Source organism: Oscillibacter sp. KLE 1745, assembly GCF_000469445.2.
GTDB classification, from domain to species: domain Bacteria; phylum Bacillota; class Clostridia; order Oscillospirales; family Oscillospiraceae; genus Oscillibacter; species Oscillibacter welbionis.
The window spans coordinates 1-21269 of record NZ_KI271785.1; the positions used below are offsets into that span (position 1 = coordinate 1).

A 21269-nucleotide genomic window follows, 5' to 3' on the forward strand; every position below is an offset into this window, starting at 1 on the left:
CGTTGCTGCCGCGCTCGTAGGCAGAGTACGGGTGGCAGTAGTAGACATGGGTGCGGGCGCCGCTTCTCCGGCAGGAGGATTCCATGCCGGCGCAGTCCGCGAACTCCACACCGTTGTCGATGGTGATAGACCGGAACATCTCCCGAAACGCGGCGGAGCCCAGCTTCCGCTCCATCCGGTTCAGCGCGGCCACCACGCTGGCGCTGGTTCCGTCCTTCATCAGCTCGATGATCTCCCAGCGGGTCAGTCGCTCTGTCAGAACAAGCAGCCGCTTCTTGGACCGCCTGGCGGAGACCACAGTGTCCATCTCCCAATGCCCGAACGTCTTCCGGCTGTTGATCTCTTCGGAGCGATCCTCGATCCCGTCCCCTTTCGGCAGCCGAGCCTCCTGCACCTTCCTGTATGGATGCTTCTTTTTCTTCCCCGTGGGCAGGCTTTTGTTGGTGATGGTGGCGAACACGCCCTTGTCAATGTAGCTGTAAAGCGTCCATTCGCTGATCTCCACAGAGAAGATCCGGCCTTCTTCCTTGATCTTGGCTAGTGCCGCCGCCGGGGAATAGTGCTCCTTCCCGATCTTCTCTTCCAGATAGGAGGCCAGGGCATGGTCATTTCCGATTTTTAAGTCCGGCCCCTTGGCCTGCAGGTTCTCCCGGTATTTCCGCTCCGCGGTCTCCGGGCAGTATTTTTGCACATACTCCCACTCACTGGTCATTTGCCACGTCTGCCCCCGCTTGATCTCCCGGTAGATGGTGGAGGTGTGCACGTGGAGCGCATCGGCGATCTCCTTCGGCTTGCGCCGTTCATCCAGCATCCGCCTGATTTTCAGCCGGTTTTTCCAGGTCAAGTGACTATACTGCCGCTCCATAGCACGTCCGCCTCCTTGTCAGTTTAATTTAATAATCCATAAAAAGCCGGAATTTGTCAATCCCTTCCAAGTCATAAAAAAACGCTCCCATAGGCTTATAGCCTATGGGAGAAATTTTTTCGTTCAGATCATATCGCCGCACAAAAACCAGTCAGCGGAGACGCCCAGCACACTGGACAGCGCCCAAAGCTCATAATCCTGCACCATCCGGTCCCCGAGTTCGATCCGGCTGATGGCGTCCTGCTCCAGGACCACGCCTTCGGTCTGAACCTTCGCCACCAGCGCCGCTTGAGAGAGGCGCATGGACAGCCGCTTCATGCGTACCCGCTCGCCTGAGATATTCCGCCGCCCTTCATAATCGTTTGCCTTCACGCCGTTCCCTCACTTTTATGGGAATCTTCTGTATCTCAGTTGACTTTACCATTATTTGGCGATATAGTCATGGTAATATCCCATAAAACAGCAGAAAAAAGTAAAACGGGAAGGCGGTGTTTTTTTGGAAGCAGTGTATGTCCTTGGCGGATTTGGCCTAAGCAGCATTTTCTATGCAGTCGGTGGCTATCTGAACGAGCTGTGCATTTACTTGGACAACATGGGGCACCCTGGATTCTTTCAAAAAGTCTTAGTGGTCCTTTCGGTCACTTGCTTTATCTTATCTATTCCTGCGCTTATCGTCTTTTACCCACTCCAGAACCTTTTGTTAAAGCGCATGGAAAGATACTGGCGGAGGGATGAACGGGAAAGGTTGAGATAATATGAAATTCTTGATCTGGTTTGTATATTTGGCGATTGCTTCGATTTTGAACTCGCTGTTGCTTTCGCTCGTAGATACTTCCGCCTCCTTACAGGGCGTGATGTTGTTCTCTTTTTTTATTACCGTTGCAGTTTACGGAGCCGCGATATTTTTTGCCAAGACAACTTGTAACTGGTATGCCAAAAAGAAAAACAAATGCACTCCAATGCAGTTCGTCCCATCTACGCGGATTACGCAGGTACCCACCTCGCAAGAGATCGTTGAGGTGTACCGCCAGCCAAAGAACCGCGTTGCGCTTTCCCACCCGACCGGTACTATTCTGGTTCTCATTTCCTGTTTGATCTGCCTTCTGTCCATCGGATTTTCCGCCTGGTCGTGGTGGTCCGCAAAGAGTGAGTATCGCACCATGGCAGAAGAGGCACAGAAGTCTTATGAAAGCAGAATACCTGCTATCAGGTCGGCAGCTTATGACGATGGTTATGCGGCCGGGATTGAAGATGGGAGATCATCTGACGCTTCTATTCAAAGGCGGTTGGCCAACCTTAGAGACTCTGCGGAATTGGAATTCTACAGGAGCAACGCTGTGTTTGTAACCGTCAGCGGTGAAAAATATCACTGCTACGGCTGCCATCATCTCACAGGACACAGGTATTTTATCTATAACATTGAACTTGCCAAAGAAATGGGATACGAGCCCTGCTCCGATTGTTGGGGTGGGTAACTCGAAAATCTGCTCCTGTTGCGATCCATAGGAGGGTATTCTTGTGAAGGCCTTGAAAATCATATTGATAATTTTAGGCGTACTTTTTGCGCTCGCCATAGTGGTAACGCTCCTGCTTGACCTGTTTCCAGATCGGTATGCGATTGTAAATTTTCTTATTTACTGTGGGGCCGCTGCGTTCCTTTTCATGGTGAGCAGGGTCCTGATGTATCTGTGCAGGGTTTATGCTGACAGAGAAGAGCACTATATTCGTTACAGGATATTTTCTGCGCTTTGGATCGTTCTCGTAACCGTTTCCTTTCCTGTTTCCATCCCGCTCCTCTGTATCGAAGATAAATTCGAACATCTATACCTATCTTGGCACGAGCGGGATATAAAGGCGTGTAAAGAAATCGTTCAAGAGCTTTATTGTGCGATAAATCGTGGAGATAGGGAAAAAGCTGATTCTCTGTATAATGAATATTTCCGCTAGTAAGGTTTAAGAGAGCCCCCGGGGATCATCCCCGGGGGCTCTCGTCATTACGCCTCGTCCTCTTCGTGCATCCGGTCGTAGACCTCCCGGCCCACCCGTTTGTCGAAGGGGTTCTTGTTCCATTTCCAGGACTTGTTCTGGAGCTGCCACAGGATGGCCCGTTCCCGGTTGTCCAGGCCCGGCATGTTCTCGAGCGCCTCTGCCGCCATATCCTGCGTGACGCTGTTCCCGTCACCCTTCAGTCGGTCGATCTCTTCCGCCGCGGCTTTCCGGCTGCTGTCGGATACCCCGTATTCCTGAGCCAGAAGGATTTTCTCGCTGGCCTCCGCGGGGATCATCTGCCAATAGCGCAGGGCCTCCTTGACGGTTTCCGCCTGATCCTCCGTGTAATTCTGCCGCTCCACCCAGCTGGCAAACTCCGTTGCCTTCTCTGAGGCCGACAGCCTTTCAGCCTCCGGCGTATCCTCGTCGCTGTTCAGGAATTGGTACTGGTCGTATGCCTCCATGACCTCTTCCCAGGAGAGTCCGGTGTCCATCATCGCCCGGAAGTGGTCCGGCGTGCTGCTGTCCGCGTCGCTCAGTCCGCGGTACAGAGCCAGCTTCTGCTCGTCTGTCAGGTCTGCCTCCGTGATGGCGTCCCGCTTGGCAACGCCTCTCCCGTAAGAATTCAGGGCCTCGTCGTTCTCTGCGGCCCGCCACCCCTGGATCGCCTGGTAGACGGTCTCCGGGTCAGCCCCCATGTCCACGATCTGCTCGTATGCCTTCGTCTGGTTCGCAGAGAGGCCCGTCTGCCCGGAGGCGTAGAAGTCTCGGCTTTCGTCCAGGGCAGACTGCCCGAACAGGATTCCCCGCACAATGCTCCAGAAATCCTGCTCTACCGGGAACTGCAGCCGCCGGTTTTCTCCGCTGCCCCTGTAGTATCCGCCGCGGAGCAGTGCTTCCCCGCCTTGGATGGACTTTTCGATTTGCCGGCCGCCCGGCAGAACATCTCCAGCCAGGCCCGCCAGCTGCCGCGCCACCTCCCAGGAGAACAGGCCGTCCTCCGCAATGGTCCCCGGCAGGTCTGCCAGGTTGCTCAAATCCGGCATGGGCAGCGTCCGGTCGCCCATACCCGCCAATGCCGCCACGTTGCTTGCGAACGGAATCTCATTGAGCCCATTCCAAACAAAGTCATCCCATCCGGCAGCGGCGTCGAATTCGTTCAGCTCCGGGTCCGTGTCGAACAGCCGCTCTCCGGTCAGCCGCTCCCAGACGTTGTCCACCAGGGTCCTCAGCAGGTCCATCTGCGTCAGCCCCAGGCCGCCGGCAAAAAGGTTTCCCGCAAGGCCCAGAACGTCGAACGGCGCCGGCGTCCCGCCGTACAGCTCCTCGTCGATCCGGTTCAGCAGGAAAGCCCCCAGTATGATCTTTACCAGGACAGCCGCCAGAGACCCGGCCGCTGCCCGTTTCCCCTTTGCCCGGGCCATTTCCCGGAAGTCCCGGTTCCCCAGGTCCTGAATGACGTGCTCCCAGTTGTTCAGGGCCTCCAGCTGGAACATGTGCACCATCTGGTTGAGAAAGTCCTTGGACCGGAACGCCAGAGGCACGCTGCCCTTGGCCCGGCTTGCCATGACCTCCCGGCCGAACCGGTCCGCAAGGCGCATGGCCTCCGCCGCGCTCTTCCCGGCCCGGACCTCCTTCAAATACCGGCTCCGCACCGCCAGGGTGGATACGATGCCGTCCACGATTTCCAGCGGCTTGAAGGCTCCGGTGATCGCCCGGTCCTTCCAGCTCGTCACGATGTAGTTGATCCCCTTTTTCTCCGTCAGGAAGTCGCTGCCCGCCGCCCAGCTTTTCAGGTCCTTGCTCCGCAGCTCGATCAGCGCCTGGGCCACGTTCCGCGCCCCGTTTTCCGCAAGGATAATGGGCAGCTGGCCGCCCTGGTTCAGGGCGGAAGACAGGTTGGCGGACACCTGCGCCCTGGCAAAAGCCCGGTGTACTTTGCTGATGGCGTTGAGAGAGGTCCGCCCGAAGCTCTTCTCCATGGCCCGGTCCTCGAACAGCTGCTTGTTTGCCAGGTTGTTTGCGTAGTCGTCCAGAAACACCGCCAGGTCTCCATACAGCGTCAGGTTTTCGATGGCCTGGTACTGATCCTCCACATACTGCTCCATGGCCTGGTGTACGTCCTCATAGGTCGGCGCGGATGTGTAGGACAGCTTCCCCTTGTCCCGCAGGAAGGACGCCTGCTGGTCCGCCTGCGCGTATCGCAGCGCGTCCGCCTGCTCCAGCTGGTTCCGGATTTCCTCCGGGGCATAGGTTCTTCTGAAATACCGCACAAAGGCCCGGGTCCGCATAATGTCGTCCGTGTGATAGAGCACGTCCGACATGGAGTCCACATACTTCTCGAATCCTTCCGCAATGTCCGGATCCAGAAATTCTCCCTGGCTGTTTCGGTTCTTGAAAAAGCCGTTCCACGGCATATTCGGCTTGAAATTTTTCGTTCTCCCCGCAATGGAGGTGGGGAGCTTCCCGATCTCCCGGTTAATCCCCATGCGCTCCAGGGCGTTGTTGAACCGCTCTTGGGTCTCCTGGCTCTGGAGATGGGGCGCGTACCCCCGGATGAAGCCGATGGGCTCGTAGCCGTGGGCCACCAAAAAATCGTTGGCCGCGTCGTAGAGCTGGTTGAACAGCTCCCGGTACTTCTCCACCGCGTTCCCGATGATGGTGGTGTCCGCGCCTTGCAGCCGTTCCTGGGTTTCCAGCCACCGGCTGTACTGAATCGCCAGCCGCCGCTCGTCCGTCCCCAGGTTGAATTCCCTCGCTTCATCCACGGAGGCGTCGATCTCCGCCTGCCGCCGCTTCGCAAGGTCGTCTTTTCCTGCCAGCTTCCGGGCGTTCTTGATGTTCTCCGCCGCGTTTTGAATATCCCGGCTCCGCTCCATGGCGTTCACGGCGTCCTCCGCCGCCCGGCCCTCGATCACCAGCTGCACCAGGGCCCGTTCTTCCTTGTTCAGCCGCCGGTCCTTTCCGTTCCGATCTTTGAAGGTCCGGACCTCGTTGTGCATTCGGTTCACGAAGCGGATGCGCTCCGCCTCGTTGTCCTGGACAGGCCGGAAGAGGTAGTCGTTGATCTCGTCGCCCTTGGCGTTGCCGAAGATCCGCCGCATATTCCGTTCCGGGGTCCGGTTCCGCATGATGACGGCCGCCGGGACCTTCGTCTTGGCGTCGTCCACGCCGTCCATCAGCCGCCGCACCCGCTCGTCCAGGTTCCGGTTGATCTTGGTGCGCTGCTCCCGGATCAGGTCGTTCTGCACGGCCTTCTCCGCCCAGTAGTAGTCCGCCAGCTCCATCACCGTGTCCGCGTCCATGCTGGGCGGGATGTCCGCCTCGCCGTAGATGCCCGCCGCCACGCCGGAGGCGAAGTTCTTCTCCGCATCCGTGGCCTGCAGCCGTCGCTCCGCCCGCTTGATCTCCTTTCGGATGGACTTGGCCGCCCGGTCATTCTCGATCAGCTGTTGGGTGTTCCCATACAGGCCCACGCTGTTGGCAATCCGGATGCCCAGGTCCTTCAGAGCGTCAGAGCCCTCGAATTCCTCCCGGCTCCGGTTCCGCATCCGTTCCTCCGCCGCGGCCTCCAGGGCCGCCGTGTAATCATCGATGCTGTCGAAGCCCTCCGGCGCCAGCGTTTCCCGCCAGTCGACGGGCCGGTTTTTCCACCGCTCGTTTAGCCGGTTGTACTGCTCGTCGCTCATGCCCCGCGGCCGGTGCAGATCGCTCCGCCCGCTCTGATCCGGAGAGAGCGGGGGATTGTCCGACGGCTCCGCCGCGGTGTCCTCGTCCATGCTGTAGCGGATGTCCTCGTCGTCCAGAGTGGGGAGGGAGAGGCCAGGGACCTCCGGCTCCGCGCCGCTCTCCATGGCGGCGTCCAGGTCCGCGATGTAGGCATCGTAGTCCTGGAACATATCCGCGAACTGCTCCCGGGCGTTTTCCTGGTCTGCCTTGTGGAATCCCCAGACAACGGCGTTCAGCTCGTCAAAAGCCGTCGTCTGTTCCTGCGGTGTTAGGTCGAACAGGCTCTTGCTGCCATGGAAACGTTGCTTGATTATCATTCCCATGACTTCTGCGGTTCGATCACTAGACAGGCTAATATATTCCCCAGTATTTTCGAGAAAGTCCAGATACCGGTCATTTCCCGTCTGCTTTGCAGCGTGAATCGCTTCATGGTATCCCACCACATCCGCCAGTTCTGCCGGGATGCTGTCAGAGATATAGATACTCCCGCCGCTGGTCAACGCCCAGGCTTTGGGATTTCTTTCCTTGATGGCGGCATCCTCTACCACAAATGCGTCCGCTCCGTACCGGCCCGCATTTTCAGCCGCAATTCCCGCCGCCCGAGACGGGCGGTCAATTACACGTCCTCGTGCCCAGGAGGCGGGGGCTGCACGCCTTCCTCCTTCATCCGTTTGGCTACCTGCTGCATTTCTCCTTTGAGCCGATCTAGGTCTTCCTGGGATAGTTTCTCCGGCTTCTCGCCTCCGTACATTTTCTCCATGAACTCCTCGAAGGTCATATTCATTTTGCCCATCGTCCAGTCCTCCTTGCTGATCTGTCGTTCTGCCGCCATCATACGCCGCCTCCGGGGTGGTGTCAACAGTGAACCGCCAGCCATGGTCCTCCGTCCGCTCCAGGCCGGTCATCTCTCGGATGGTGTCCGCGTCCACGCCCTGGAAGAGCAGCCGCTCCGCCTCGTCCTGCTGGGCGTCAGTTGGCTCGCTCATGGAGTACATGGTCCTGTCAACCGGCGCATACTGCCCCTGGGTAGGGTCGATCCACGCCACGTCCGTCAGCGGGACTGTCTTACTGTAAACCCGTCCGTTCCCGGAATAGCTCTCCGCCTCCATCCTGGACGGCGAGACGAATCCGCCCGCCTCAATGGGGTAGGAACTGAACACCTCGATCTCTCCGCTCTCCAGGGCCTCCTCCGCCATGGCGCGCGTGAAGTCCGGGTTGTATTCGTCGTACTCTGCCCACTCCGGGTCCTCTATGGACTCCCGGAACGTCTTGATCTCCTCCGCGCTCCGGATCCATGTGTGGTAGTCGTCATCCGCCGGGTTTGTCTCCTGAATGATCTGCATCTGCCGCTCTTTCAGCGCGTCGGTGTCTGTCTCCGCGGAGAAAAAGGCATCCGAGTCCGAGAACACCGTGTTCTCGTCCCCGGTGTTGGGCATGGTCTGCCGCCGCTGCTCCGGCGTCAGCTGGCGCCGGGCCGTCACATCCCGGGCCTCGATCTCGCCCGCGGTGTTCTCGTACATCCTGCGGTACTCTCCGGCGGTGTCCTCCATGCGGTGGCTCAGGTCCAGCAGCTGCCGGAACCACGCGTTCGGATAGAGCTCTTCATAGATGGCGTCCTGCTCGGCCTCCAGCCGGTCATACCGCCGCCCCGCTTCCGTATTTGAATCAGCCAGGAAAAGGCGCTCCAATTCCCGCTCCAGTTCCGTATATCGGATGTACTTGTTTTGATCCTCCCGGCCCAATCCGTTCAGGATTTGGTCGTACTCCTGCTGTAGGCGATTTGAAACCAGGTCGCCCGTCTCATATTCCCGTCTGGCCCAGTATTCCGGGCTGCTCCCGCCGGAAAATCCCTCCGCGCTCTGGATGGCGTGCTGAATCTCGTGTACCAGGGTGTCCTCCGGCGCGTCACGCAGGGAGTTGTTCAGGGTGATGGTGTTTGTCCCCGTGTTGTAGGAACCGTGTGTCCCCTCCGGCAGGTCCGCAAACCGCAGGGCCGCCTGCCGCAGCTGGGGGTAGTTTTGATAAAGCTCGTCATGGCGCAGGAAGTCGGCCAGCCGCAGCGTCTGCTGTTCCTCCGCCCGGCCCGGGCCGTGCCCCTGGTCGAGCAGCTGGCGCAGCTCCGTCTGTTCCTCCTGGGTGATGGTCCCGTCGATGAACTTTCCCTCCAGTTCCCGGAAGCGGGCATACTCCGCCCGGTCGCTCCGGTTCAGGTCTCCCCAGCGGCTGTACTCCATGCCGCTGTCATCGATCTCGAACCGCCATTTGCCGTCCGCCCCGGTATACCACCCGGTCTCCCGGAAGATGGTCTCCATGGCCACGCCCTGGCGCTCCATCTCCTTGGCCCGGTCCAGGGCGTCCAGGTCCGCCCGCCTGGCGTTCTCCCCGCCGAAGCTGTAGCGGCCTTCCGCCGGGGGGCCGGTGGTCCGGTCTGTTGCCGCGGCGTTCTGGCTGCCACGGCCCACGCCCCGCTCTGTCATGGTCTGCTCCACGGTCTCGTTGAACCGCTCCGCGTGGACGGAGAAGGCGTTGATCCCGGCGTAGGCGTCCGCGAAAATTTCCTCCAGAATGGCCCATGCCTCCGCCTGTGTGCCGTCCTCGCCGGCGTTTTCCGTAACGGAGATCACGCCCCGCAGCTTCCGGATATATTGCTCCACCACACGGCCCAGATCTTCCGGCCCATACTGTTCCCGGACGCGGTCCTCCAGCTCCCGGATCAGGCCCGGCGTCTGTGCCGCCCGGTCATGGAAAATCTCATGGTCCGCGATCTGGTCCGGCGTCACCCGGATGTTGTCCGCCTGCACGATGATCCGGTCCCCGGTGAATACACCCCGGACCAGCCGGGCGCCGTCCGGCGTCCCGATCTGGATGCCGCCGGTCACGAACACGGTATCCAGCCCCGTCTCTTCCCGCACCCGGTCCGCTGTGGCCCGCAGGCCGTCATCCCAGGCGCTCTCCGGAATGACCTGAAGCGTTTTGGCGTCCGTGCCCCGCGGCAGTCCCAGGTCCTGGCTGCTTACCGGTTCTCCCCGTAGATCATGGACAGAATTTTGTCTTTCACGCGCTGCTCGGTAGGTGTCAGCGGGGCCTCTGCCTCTTTCTGCGCCTGTTTCCACGCCTCCAGTTTGCTCTCCGGCACCCGTACCAGAAAGCCGTCCGAGGTCTCCATCAGATACGCCGTCTCCCGGCTCTGCTCCCTGCTGTCCATTCTGCTCCATCCTTTCCGCCGTCACCGGCGCTTCGTCGATCCCGTCCAGATACCCGCTTCCGCCCTCTGCAGTCTCTACGTATCCGGCAATACTTGCTTTTGCATTGATGTAGTCCTGGTTGGGTGGGATATATCCATCCATGGACTGATAGCCGTTTGTCAGCATATCGTCCAGCACGAACTCCACCCGCTTTGCAGCGGCGATGTTCTCCTGGCCGTGGTTGTGAATGATGGCGTCCAGGGCTTTCTCGATTTGATCGTAAGAGAGGCCGTAGTCGTCCAGCAGCACGGTGATCCGCTCCGGCGCTGCCCGCTTGGTCCTCCGGTATTCATACCCGGTCTGGTAATCGCCCAGGCGAAGGGTCTGCCCGCCCTTTTCTGTGACAGAGAGCTCATTCAGCAGCTCCGCCGCCGCCTCGCTGTAATACCGGTGCACCTCCGGATGGTCGAACTGGAAGGCGTTGATCCTCCGGTCTCCCATATCCTCGCTGCTGCGCTGGTCAATATGCTGGGCAGGGTCAACCTGATAGACCCTTCCGCCGTCATCCACGTCCATGTCACCCCGTTCTGCCAGGGCTGCGAACTGCTCGTCGGAAAGCGTGGCCTGGTCCACTCGCCCCCCGCTCTCCAGGGTCTGGATCACAGGGTCCGCCGCCGGCGTGGCCTGCGTTTGCCGCCCTGCCGGCTGCGCCTGATCCTGCTGCACCTGCGCCGCCCCTTCCGGGGCGGCGGTTTGTGTGCCCGCAGGCACCGCCTGCGTGGCCTGCGGGCTCTGCGCCTGCTGGGACGCCGGTGGCGCTTCTTCTGCATCTTGGCCCCTCCCGCGGTTCTTCAGGTACTCCCGCCGGGATCTCCGGTTCCACGGGTCCATCATCCAGGCTGCCCGGTCCACGGCCTCCGTCACACCCCGCCTGCGTTCCGCCGCCTGCACGGCCTCTCTAGCCTCCGGGGAGAACATTCCCTTTTCTCGCATCACGTCATAGGCGCTGTCGGCCGGTCTCGCTTGGTAGTCCCGAATACCCTGCCGGATATTCCGCCCGGCCAGGTCCACGCCGCTGGTGGCGCCGCCCATGGCCATGCCGGACAGAGCGCCGCCCACGCCGGCCCATACCACCTGCGCCACGCTGTCCAGGTACGCCTGCTTCCGGGCCTCGTCCTCGTCCATGCCCATCAGCTGGTACTGCGTCACCAGCTGCTCGAAGTCGGAGGATTCCCCCATGATGGCGGTGTCCGACAGGATGTTGGCGATCTCCGTCAGCATTTCCTCACTGGCCTCCGTGCCCGCCTGCTGGGCAGTTGCCCGCAGCAGGTCCTTCACGCTGTTGATGGTCTTGGCCTCCAGCAGCTTCTCAATGCTGAACCGCTCGAACACCGCCTCCGCCGCGCCGGCGGCCAGACCGCCCCAGAACGCCTGGGAATTGCTGCCGCCCCGCTCCAGCACGTTCACGGCCTGCTGGCTGGCCGCGCTGGCGCCCATCAGGTACGTTGCCCACGGTCCCAGCAGCGCCACTTGGGAGGCGCTGTCTCCGATGGACATGCCGGTGTTGTAGAGGAAGGACGCCACGTTCTGGCCGAACAGCTCCCAGTCTGTGTTATCCGCGATCTTCTTGGACACCGTGTCCCGTACCCCGGTTACAAAATTGCTGATGATGGCCGCGTTCGGGTCTGCCGGGGTATAGGTCCGCAGGTCGTCCTCGCTTCCGCCTCCAGTGGCGATCAGGCGGGGGATGTCGACAGCCTGCAGGGCCGATGCGCCCACGGAGGCGAGGGAGGCCAGGACCGGATGCTCGTCCGCCCACGCTTCCGTCTGCTGCCGCTGGCGCTCCGCCTCCGCCGCCCGCTCCTGCCGCTTCTGGTACTCCGTCATGCGCTCGTAGTCATAGCCCGCCGCGCTGATGCGGTCCGTCTCTTCCAGCAGCTGCGCCTCCAGCGCCTTCCGGACGGTGGTCAGATTCCGGCTGTCCTCCCGGGACAATCCGTACTGCCCGGCGATCTCCCGCACAGCCTGGTTGACGGCATCCTCCGTCACGGGGCCCGGTGCCGCCACCCGGGTCTGCTCCAGGGTCTGGATGCGGTTCAGTGCGCCCCTGATCTCGTCCGCCCGGGCAAAGCTGGCCTGCATGGAGGCATCTTCCGCCAGCCGCGCCCGCTGCTGTTCGTTTTCCTCCTGATAATAGCGGTTTCGGAGTTCCGCAAGCTGCCTGTCGTAATCCTGCCGGGCGCGGTAGGCTTCCTCCGCCGTGCGGTATCTCTGCCCGGCATACGACTCTGTGGGCATCCCCGCAGCCCCTGCGGTGATCTCCGCACCCCGGAAATTCAGGAATTCCTGCTGGGCCTCGTCCCGCAGCGTCCGCAGCTCCTCCGCCCGGCGCTCCGCCTCCCGTGCCGGGGATGTGATCTTTCCCGGCTTTCCGGCAGTTGTTGGCCTCCCAGCCTTTTTTCTTCCGGCGGTTTCGCCCGCCGCTTGACTGGTCACCGTCGGCAGGGAGGGGGACTGCTGTCTCCCCGCTTCTTTGAGCCTGTTCAGCCGCTCCCGGACGGTCATTCCGGCCGTAGTTCTCCCGGATGTCGCAGCCGGAGCGGGGGAGGACTGCTGTCCTCCCTGGCCGCTCTGCTTCCTTCCTGCTTCTCTAAGGCGTTCCAGCCGTTCCTGTACAGATAATTTCGCCATGTTCTGCCTCCTTAATAGCCGATTGCATCCAGCAGGAACTCCGCTTCCGCCTCTGTGATCTTGCCGTCATCCAGCGCATCAGAGATTCTTTCGGCCCACGTCCCCAACTGCGACGGAGAATTAACCCGGCTCATGGCGTTCGCGATATTCAGCGCCGCAGCCCCCAGCTGAGAGGCGTCTGTGATCGTTCCGCTTCCGCCGCTGTTTGGCTCGTATCCATAGATCGCCTTCAGCATCTCGTCTGTATACCCGTTCTCCCGCAAGACAGCCAGAACGTCGTCCGAAAAGACGCCGGCGTTTGCTGCCTGTTTGGCCGTGGTCAGCGTCATCTTGGACTTCCCGCCTCCGGAACTGCTGGACCGACCGCCTCCGCCGGCTGCCTGCTGGGCAGCCTGCCGCCGGTAGGCTTCCTCCAGGGCCTGGACATACTCGCTCCCGTATCCGGAGGCGCCCACCAGATCCGCGCTGGGGCTTCCGCCGGCGGCCAGAATGGCATCCACCTGGGCCCGGGCCAGGTCCGTTTCCTCCGCCTGCTTTTGCTCGTACAGCCCCACCTTGTCCATCCAGCGGTTGTAATCTACGCTGTCCTGCCCCTGGAGGGAAGCCAGCTGATTCTGCAGAATATCGAAGTCGGAGAGATACTGGTTGAAGGCAAAGTTCCGGTCTGTGTTGAACTGCCCCAGCTGATCCAGGTACTTGGCATAGTCCAGCTGCTCCTGCGTGTTGACCGCGTTCAGGTCCTGCAGGCTCATGTTGTACTCGTTCAGGTAGCGGTCGTATGCCTGCTGGTACAGCGTAGGGATGATGTCGTTCAGCTGGGTCGCGTAGTAGTCCCCGGCCTGGGTGGCCGCCGTGAGAGCCGCCGTGGAGGGCCGTCCTCCGCTGGCCGCTGCCGCCTGGCCCAGTGCGTTTGCGGTGGCCCGGTCTCCCTCCCGCAAATAGGACTTCTTGTAGCTGCTCCACTGGGGGTCATCCTCCTTGCTCCAGGAGAAGTCCGGCCGGTTGATGATGGCGTCCAGCAGCGCCTGCTGCTGTTCCGCGTACTGGTTCTCATAGCTGGGGCGCTCCTGGTCAAAGGTGAAGCTCCCGAAGCCGTTGATCTTGTCCAGCACGCTGTCGATCTGGTTCGGGATCTTCCCGTCCGAGATGTAGTCCGCACCGTATTTTCCGCCGGTGTACCCGCCGTAGCTGGACCGGAGCTGGTTGGCCGCCTCGTTGGCCAGCAGCTTTGCCTCCGGCGTGGTCGCCTTGTGGATGTCCTGTTTCAGCCCCAGGATGGAGTATCCGAACTCCGGGTATTTTCTGGCCGTGTCCAGGTCCGCCTGAGAGAACTCCCCCAGCAGGCCGGCGTTGCTGGCCGCTGTCAGAAATCCGTCATAGGAGAAATTCGGCATGATCTTTCCTCCTCACTGTCTTCCCGGTAGAGATTTCAGGCTGCTCCCGTCGTAATACTCCCGTGCCAGAGAATATACCCGGCAGCCGCCGTGCCCTTCCAGTTTGATCCGGTAATGGTCCCCGCGCCGCGGCACGATGGGGAGGGTGTAGCTTCGTTTCACACCGCCCTCCAGCGTCCCGTTTACCGCGATCCATTCGCCCGTCGAATCGAACATGATGAAGAGCTGCACTTCCGCGCCCTCGTCCACCTCCAGCCGCAGCAGGAGCTTGGAGACGCCCTTCTTGTTTGGACTGTCCTCGCACCAGTCGGCAAACTCCGCCATCCAGTCAAAGGCATCCTCCATTGTTGCCTCTTCCGGCGGATTCTGGATGTTCCCGGTGATCCAAATGTTCCCGCCCTCGTCCAGCAGATAGAGATTTCCGGCGCAGCGGGCAAAGTGTGTGGACTGGGTGGCGTCCTCGATGTGCCACGCCCCCCGCTGGGTGTCGTAGACATACAGGAGATAGGCGCCGTCCTTCCCGGCCATGGAGACGTAGTATTTGAGCCCATCGGACCCGCCCACGGCGTCCTCGAACCGCTCCACTCCAAACGCCGCCCCCACCGGCTGGGGGATGCCCCCGGAGTAGGCCATGATCCCCGCCCGGGAGTGGTAGAACAGAATCTCTCCGGCAATCGCCAGGCTCCGGTCGCTGCCGGCCGCCACGCCCAGGGTAGCGCTGCCCATCACTTCAAAATTGGTTGGGATGGAGCCGTACACCTTGTAGATGTGGTCCTCCTTGAAGAAGATGGGATACCCCAGAAAGGAGATACATGCCGTGAAGCTGCCGGCGCTGCCGGTGTCTACGGAATAGCTGTCCGTCGCCAGTCCCTCGTACACATTCCAGTTGAAGATGTCCCCCAGCTTGGAGGCGTAAATGGTGGTCTTGTCGCAGCCCCACAGGCGGTTCTCGTTCTCGCAGACGAACAGCAGGTCCGGCACTGTCCGGGAGACCGAAAGCTCCCCGGTTTCGGTGTAGGGCGTCACACCGTCCTCGCCATCCAGGGTGAAGATGTATTCGTAGAAGTACAGCTTGTCCCCGTCGATCTCCCGGATCACCGGGGTTTTGTTGTTCTCTGTGTGCTTCGTGCATCCCGCGATGGTCACGGCGTCCCCAGCCTTGAAGTAGTCCTCCCAGTTGACGCCCTCCGCCTGGATGCAGTTGGCCTCCGCGTCCTCTTCATACAGTTTCCCGTTGGTGAAGGTGAGGGAGGCACCGGTCCAGGTGGCCTCCAGATTGCCGAACTCGTCCGCCGCCGTGTTGTAGTATGCCTTGTCCGGGAAGATCACGATGTAGGCTCCCAGGGCGGTGAAGGTCTTCCGGCCGGCTGTCACGGTCCCCTTGGCCACGCCATCATAGTAGAACGTGGTCCCGTCCACCCAGCACAGCTTGTCCCAGCAGAACAGACCGCCGGGGTCCTGCAGCGTCTTGTACAGCATCCGCCGCGACCTGGTCGCCAGCAGGGGAGAGTAGTCGCTGCACAGGTTTCGCATATCCCACAGCTCCCCGTCCTTGGCGCCCAGGTTGTGGTTCAGGCCGGCGAACTCGTCCTGTTTGGCGGTCTTGATCCCGTCGGCATAGGATACCTGCGGCAGTCTCACTTTCTGTCACCTCCTCGGAAGTCGATGAATCGGGATAGGACCTCCAGTGATTTTACGGAGATCGTGTCCGGCGCCGGCGCCCGCAGCTTCGTAAAACGGATCTCTGCCGGCGTCTCGGCAAGCTGTCGGTGCTGCTCCTCGTATTCTCCCCGCTCTCCGGGGGCGCGGAAGGTGAATCGCCCCTGGGCCACGCGGATGTTTCCGTCCTCGTCCTTGGCTGCGAACTTCTCCACCAGCTTCCGCTCCTCCGCCGCGAAGGTCTCCGCTTCCGCCGCCGTGGCCTGTTTGACCTTCATCAGGGCCAGAGCCAGGGAGTAGGGGACGGCCTGCCGCCCGACCTCCTCCGCCGCCAGGTTGGCCATGACGGCCTCCATCAGCGTTATTTTCATGTCTTACTCCTTCCCGGCCGACAGGGCCGCCACTTGTTCTTTCAGTTCTGCTATCTCCTCCGCCATCTGCTGGATTTTGGCAATCGCCATAATCTGAATCTCTCCATAGCGCAGGGTATAGAGGCCGTCCGGCCGTTCCTCGCCGGGCGGCTCTGTGCACAGGGCCGCGAAGTCGCTCTCCGGGATACCCTCGTCCGCCAGGGCCTCCTGCACCTCCTGGGCAATCAGGCCCAGGTGGCGGCGCTTGTGCCCCTCATAGACGAAAGTGCAGGGCTTCAGCCGGTCAAAGACGCCCAGGTATTTCTCCACATCGTACTGCTTCTCCGTCTTCAATCGCGCGTCGGATGTTGCGGCCGGCTCCCCGTTGATGAATACCGTGTCCCCGGTGATGGACACCTGCGTACTGGTGCACACCACCGTGGAGACGCCGTCATATCCCATCCGGGCGCCGTTGGTGGTGCAGATCACCACCGCCGCCTCGTTGCTGCTGGCAATGGCGATGCCCGCCGTGGAACTCCCCGAAGCCGTCATGCCGGACATGTATCCGATATAACCGCCCAGGGAGAACCCGCTGGCCGTCCGGTACACGTCCATCTGTCCGCCCAGGTGGATGATGTCCGCGAAGATGGTCCCCGTGGTGATGTTGTCGCCGTTGATGGTGGTGGCGCCGGAGGTCTCCAGATCCGCGAAGAGGACCATTCCGGTGAACGTCACCCGGGCGGAGTCGATCACGGCCCCGTTTGCGGACAGGTAGATGGTGGAGCTGCTCTCCCCATTGCTCACAGAAAGGGAGAAGCTGCCCACCGTCTGCTGCAGGCTGCTGATCTGCCCCGCCTGGTTGGCAACCGTGCTGGAAAGGCCGTCGGCCGTCACCTGCAGGGCCGCGATGTCTCCCTCGGCGTCTGTGATCTGCGCGGCCAGTCCCGTGGCTGTGGCCTGCAGGGTGGTGATGTTCCCCTCCGCGTCCTCCATCCGGGCAGACAGCCCCGCCGCCGTGATGGCAAGCTGGGTAATCCGTTCGTCGCTGTCCTCCAGATGGATGTAGATGGGCTCGGTGATGGCGTTCTCCCAGTCGTCCACCGCCGCCTCGTTCATGTTGGAGAGATCCAGGTTGTGCAGGGTGTACCGCAGCTGCTCCACCAGCATATACATGTAGTTTTGGATTGTGGTGACCTGCTCTTTCAGGTTCTCATCCCCGGTGAACGTGGGGAAGTTGCTGTCGATGTACAGCCAGTTGGATGGCACGTCGTCTCGCCTCCTGTAAGAAACGGGGCCGGCCGCACCGGCCGGCCCCTCGTCCGTTTATGTTGGATGGAATTTTTTGTGATACCGGTACAGCATGACGGCGAACTGTTTGCGGGTCATGCCCTGATCCAGCATCAGGTCCCCGGCGCTGTTGCCCAGCATAATGCCCTCACTGGTGATCCACTCCACCGCTTTTTCAGCCTCCGTCGGCTCTGCCGGCTCCGGTGCGTCCTCTTCCTCCCAGGCAATACCCAGGTAGTCCAGGATGCCGCGGGCCTCTGCCTCCGCCAATCTTTGCCGGTAGCTGCTGTTCCGCAGGTTTTTCACGTCGCCCTCGTTGGTGTGGAAGCCGTGCTCGATCAGCACCGCCGGCGCCACCGTCCCTTTCAGCACGTAGAGGGACGGGGCTTCCACGATGGGGGTGGACCGCACCGCGATCCCCGCTGCCCTCACCGCCTCCAGGATGCTCTGCGCCGCGGTATATCCGCCGCTGGTCTTGCTGAACACATAGGCGCTCCACCCGGAGGCGGAGGACCAGCCGCTGCCCGCCGCCGCATTGGAGTGCAGGCTCACAAACAGGTCCAGCCCCCGGATGTTGTTGGCGATCTTGCACCGCTGGGCCAGGCTCACCGCCTCGCCGCCGGTGCGGGTCATCGTCACGGCCACACCGTACCGCTCCAGGATGGCCTTGATCCGGTTCCCCATGTCCAGGGCGAACTCGTGCTCATAGTAGGTGCCGTCCGGGCTCTTGTTGGCCAGGTTGCTTGCGTCGTGGCCCGGGTCCAGGCAAACCGTCTTTTTCTCGCTCACAGGTGCTTCCTCCGTTTCTCCGTCGTCCAGGTACAGCAGGATCAGGTTCTGGCTGGGGTCCTTGCCCTGGATCAGGACGTTCTCGCTCTTCACATACAGATTGACCTTGCCTCCGCCGTCCATCATCACGGCGAATTGACAGCCCTGGCCCGCCATGTAGTCCCGCAGTTCCTCCGGCGTCATGGCTCCGCTGGAGCCGTCGGACGCCCCATAGGTGATCCAGGTATCCTTCGTCAGGCCCACGGCCACCCGGCCCCGCCGGCCGCCTACGTCGGCGTTGTAGGTCAGCTTCTGCTGGGGCCGTCCCGCCCGGACCAGCAGGCAGTTTGCCACATAGTTCCGGCAGTCGCTCTCCCCGCCGGGGGGGACCAGGACGGGGAGCATGTCGGCTCCCACGTCCCAGCCCAGGGCCCAGTAGCTGTACTGCTGATCCGCAAACAGGACGGTCCCGCCCGCCTTCACCGGGCACACCGGCGCCCATTCGGCAGGATTGTAAAACGCTCCTGTCATGGCAAGGTCCGGCTTCTCCCGCTCCACGATCTCCGAAAGGGACAGCTTCTCCGTGTTCTGGTAGACCACCGCCCGCAGGATCATCTTCAGCGGCGTCCTCTCAATATGGACCATATCAGCCCTCCACAATCTCCCAGTCGTCCGCCAGCATATCTGCCTGGGAGGCCAGCCAGCCCATCTGCACGCCGGAGGTGCCCACGAAGGCCAGCGCCTGGTTCCCAATGGCGTCGTGCTCCGCATTCACCACCGCGCCGGTGGGGCTTTTGTAACTGATGGCCTTTGCCAGCTCCACATACTGGCCTTTTCCGTTCCAGCCCTTCCGGGCAATGCGTTTGCCCTTCTTGGCCGCCTCAATGGCCATGCCGAAGGTCATGGCGTAGGCCGGCCTGCCTGCCTCCGTTTTCGCCTTCTTCACGCCATGTACCGCGGTCTGCAGCAGGAAGCCCAGCAGGAACCACACCTTGTCCTTGATCTTCCCCAGGCAGATTTCCCGGCCCAGTTTTTCGTCGTAGTTCTCCGCGCTGACGCACGCAGAACTCTCCATGATCTCAAACCCGTTCCGCAGCATGGCACGCACAACCGTGGTTTTGTCTCCCATGGTCTGCGTCCAGGTCTCCAGGATGAAATCATCCACCATCTGCTGACTGATGCTGGGAGCGTCCGTCCGCAGGTCGGGATTGACGGTCATGGGCAGATGGGCCTGCTCGAACACGCCCTTGGGACTCCAGCTCTCGTATCCGTCCGGGTAATGGACCCGGTAGCCTTCCTCGCGGTTCATGCTTCTTGGGACCGGACCGCTCTCAGGATAAATCTCCCCATCGATCCGGAACGCCGGCTCCGCCTGGATGATCTTGGTCCCGATGTATGTCTTCATCAGTCTTCCTCCGTCAGCACATCGCTCCGCAGGCGGTACTTGCGCCCGGCGATGTAGACATAGGCGGCCTCATGTCCCATGTCCACGTCCACCGTGCGGCCGTTCACCACATGGACCTTTTCCAGGCTGCCCACGCCGTGGTCCAGAATGCCCCATCCGTTGGCCTCAGCAGGGGTCTCGCCCACACGGGTCTCCGCCAGCTCCTCCGGGGTAATCACATTCCGGTCAGGGTTCAGGCGCAGGGGAGAGCCCAATTCCTTCAGACCGTCGTTGGTCTCGTCCTTACCGGCCTCGCCCAGGGTGTACTTCTGCAGCACTTCTTCCACAGTCTTCATGTTCAAAATCTCCTTTTCAAAATTTAATATCAACCGCACAGCGGCTTGATGCCTATTCGTTTTTGGTGTTTTCGCTTTCCTTCGGATCGTCTCCGCCGCCCTCGCCGGCGATGCTCTCCCCGGCGGCGTCCACGGCATTTTTGCCGATCTCCAAAATGTTCCGCAGCCAGGAGGGGACAGGTGCCCCAAAGGTAACGGCGTGCTCCGCCAGGGAACCCAGCTCTCCGATGATGTACCAGACGATCACCAGCGGCCCTAGCAAAACAGAATATGTAAATGGCAGGGACACCGCCGGGATATGCCCCAGGATGCTCCCGATCAGCCAGTCCGCCACCAGGGCGATGCACACCACCAGGATCATCCCGCCTTTGTGCCAGGCGCCCTCCCGCATCTTGGCGCTGGACCAGCGCCCCTCCTTGGCTGCCGCCGCGCTGCCGATCAGCCAATCCGCCAGCATCAGCAGCACCCAGGCGATCACCAGCCACCCGAACCAGCCCCACAGGGCCGTCATGGTAGCCACCGCCGCCGCGATGGCGGCCTTTACCGTGGTCACAGTCGTTTCATTCATGGTCGTTCTCCTTTCGGTCAAATGTTTTCCTATATGCCCGCCGCGCAGCCTCCGGCAGAATCGCGGCGTAGATCATGGTGGTTTTGGGGTCCTCATGCCCCAGGAGCTGTTGAATCACCGGCAGCGCCATCCCGCCTTTCAGGGCCTGCGTGGCAAAGGTATGCCGCAGGATGTGGGGGTGGACCCGCCGTTCCAGCCCGGCCCGCTGCCCGATTCGTGCCAGGGCTTTCTCAATACCTCCCGGCGTCAAAGGGGGCCATGGCGCTCTGACCGCCGCGAAAAGCGCGTCTCCGCCCTCCCGCTGACTCAGGTATTCCCGCAGAAGCTGTCCAGCCCGGACGGAGAAGAACACCGTCCGCGCCTTCCGCCCCTTTCCCAGCACGCGTACACTCCTCTGCTTCCAATCCACCTGCTCCGCACGAATCCCTGCCGCCTCGCTCAACCGGCAGCCGCTGGAGGACAGGAATTCTACCAGCGCCTGGTCCCGGATGTTCCGGCAGCCCTTCCGCAGTTGGCTCAGTTCCGCCTCTGTCAGAGGGCGGCGAGCCGCCGTCCGGTCCACGCTCCGGCTCCTGATCCTCCGCATGGGGCTTTTCCCGATCACGTCCTCCAGCTCCAGCCATGCGAAAAAGCTCCGCAGCGTGTTGGCGTGGGTGACGATGCTCCCGTTCTTCAGCCCTCGCTCCGACAGTCCGGCCAGATACCGCCGGACATCGTCGGCGGTGATCTCCTCCGGCGGCCTGTCTACATTCCGCGCAAAAGACCGCAGCACAAGGCCATAGTCTTTCAGCGTTTTGGGGGACAGGCCGTCGATCCGCTTCGCCGCCAGGAATGACTCGATCCGCTCACGGAGCGCCAGGGCGCCGCCTGTCTCTGCCCAGGTAATCCGGTACGCCTCCAGGACTTGTCTGATCTCCGTCTCCATACCGGGGGCCAGTCCTACCAGCCTCCGCTCCAGCTCCGTCTTTGCGTCCATACGCAACACCTCCCGCACCAGTATAGCAGGAGGGTGTCTTAGTCTAATAAGGCGCCCGCGGGGTTTGG

At 61.5% G+C, this 21269-nt stretch carries 14 protein-coding genes; 2 read left to right on the top strand and 12 right to left on the bottom strand.

Annotation, left to right across the window (positions count from 1 at the left end; all coding sequences use genetic code 11):
• Positions 1–865: IS30 family transposase (locus tag HMPREF1546_RS17605; RefSeq protein WP_021752196.1), on the bottom strand; the 865-nt coding region annotated here is incomplete at its 3' end.
• Between the two features lie 123 nt (positions 866–988).
• Positions 989–1237: a helix-turn-helix domain-containing protein gene (locus HMPREF1546_RS17610; protein WP_036629406.1), complete on the bottom strand. Its 249-nt coding sequence runs from the start codon at positions 1235–1237 to the stop codon at positions 989–991.
• A gap of 383 nt (positions 1238–1620) precedes the next feature.
• On the opposite strand from HMPREF1546_RS17610, the gene HMPREF1546_RS17620 reads away from it, so the two are divergent.
• Positions 1621–2340 (top strand): hypothetical protein, encoded by a 720-nt coding sequence (locus tag HMPREF1546_RS17620; protein ID WP_021747615.1) that lies wholly within the window; start codon positions 1621–1623, stop codon positions 2338–2340.
• 43 nt (positions 2341–2383) lie between these two features.
• Complete coding sequence (locus HMPREF1546_RS17625; protein ID WP_021747614.1) at positions 2384–2812, top strand: hypothetical protein; 429 nt, start codon at positions 2384–2386, stop codon at positions 2810–2812.
• A gap of 47 nt (positions 2813–2859) precedes the next feature.
• On the opposite strand, the gene HMPREF1546_RS17630 is transcribed toward HMPREF1546_RS17625, so the two are convergent.
• Genes HMPREF1546_RS17630 through HMPREF1546_RS17680 form a run of 10 tightly spaced genes read right to left on the bottom strand, consistent with a single transcriptional unit; the run spans position 2860 to position 21201 of the window.
• The gene (locus HMPREF1546_RS17630; RefSeq protein WP_147629880.1) at positions 2860–12459 is read right to left on the bottom strand and encodes an LPD23 domain-containing protein; all 9600 of its coding nucleotides are present in this window, start codon (positions 12457–12459) and stop codon (positions 2860–2862) included.
• Positions 12460–12470: 11 nt separating this feature from the next.
• The gene (locus tag HMPREF1546_RS17635) at positions 12471–13853 is read right to left on the bottom strand and encodes a hypothetical protein (RefSeq protein ID WP_021747612.1); all 1383 of its coding nucleotides are present in this window, start codon (positions 13851–13853) and stop codon (positions 12471–12473) included.
• A gap of 12 nt (positions 13854–13865) precedes the next feature.
• Positions 13866–15494, bottom strand: coding sequence for a hypothetical protein (locus HMPREF1546_RS17640; RefSeq protein ID WP_021747611.1), 1629 nt, complete (start codon positions 15492–15494; stop codon positions 13866–13868).
• A complete protein-coding gene (locus HMPREF1546_RS17645; RefSeq protein ID WP_021747610.1) occupies positions 15491–15883 on the bottom strand; it encodes a hypothetical protein in 393 nt (130 codons plus the stop codon). The genes HMPREF1546_RS17640 and HMPREF1546_RS17645 overlap by 4 nt, the downstream gene beginning before the upstream one ends.
• 3 nt (positions 15884–15886) lie before the next feature.
• On the bottom strand, positions 15887–17128 hold the full coding sequence (locus HMPREF1546_RS17650; RefSeq protein WP_021747609.1) for a tail fiber domain-containing protein: 1242 nt from the start codon (positions 17126–17128) through the stop codon (positions 15887–15889).
• A gap of 57 nt (positions 17129–17185) precedes the next feature.
• Entirely contained in the window at positions 17186–18562 is a 1377-nt protein-coding gene (locus tag HMPREF1546_RS17655) for an N-acetylmuramoyl-L-alanine amidase (RefSeq protein WP_021747608.1), read from the bottom strand.
• Position 18563: 1 nt separating this feature from the next.
• On the bottom strand, positions 18564–19322 hold the full coding sequence (locus HMPREF1546_RS20020) for a Gp49 family protein (protein WP_021747607.1): 759 nt from the start codon (positions 19320–19322) through the stop codon (positions 18564–18566).
• Positions 19322–19657 (bottom strand): hypothetical protein, encoded by a 336-nt coding sequence (locus tag HMPREF1546_RS17670; RefSeq protein WP_036629403.1) that lies wholly within the window; start codon positions 19655–19657, stop codon positions 19322–19324. Before HMPREF1546_RS17670 ends, HMPREF1546_RS20020 begins: the two co-directional genes overlap by 1 nt.
• Positions 19658–19709: 52 nt before the next feature.
• Positions 19710–20225 carry a phage holin family protein gene (locus HMPREF1546_RS17675; RefSeq protein WP_021747605.1) on the bottom strand — a complete coding sequence of 172 codons (516 nt, stop codon included), beginning with the start codon at positions 20223–20225 and terminating at the stop codon, positions 19710–19712.
• Positions 20218–21201, bottom strand: coding sequence for a tyrosine-type recombinase/integrase (locus tag HMPREF1546_RS17680; protein ID WP_021747604.1), 984 nt, complete (start codon positions 21199–21201; stop codon positions 20218–20220). The genes HMPREF1546_RS17675 and HMPREF1546_RS17680 overlap by 8 nt, the downstream gene beginning before the upstream one ends.
• Between the last annotated feature and the right edge of the window lie 68 nt (positions 21202–21269).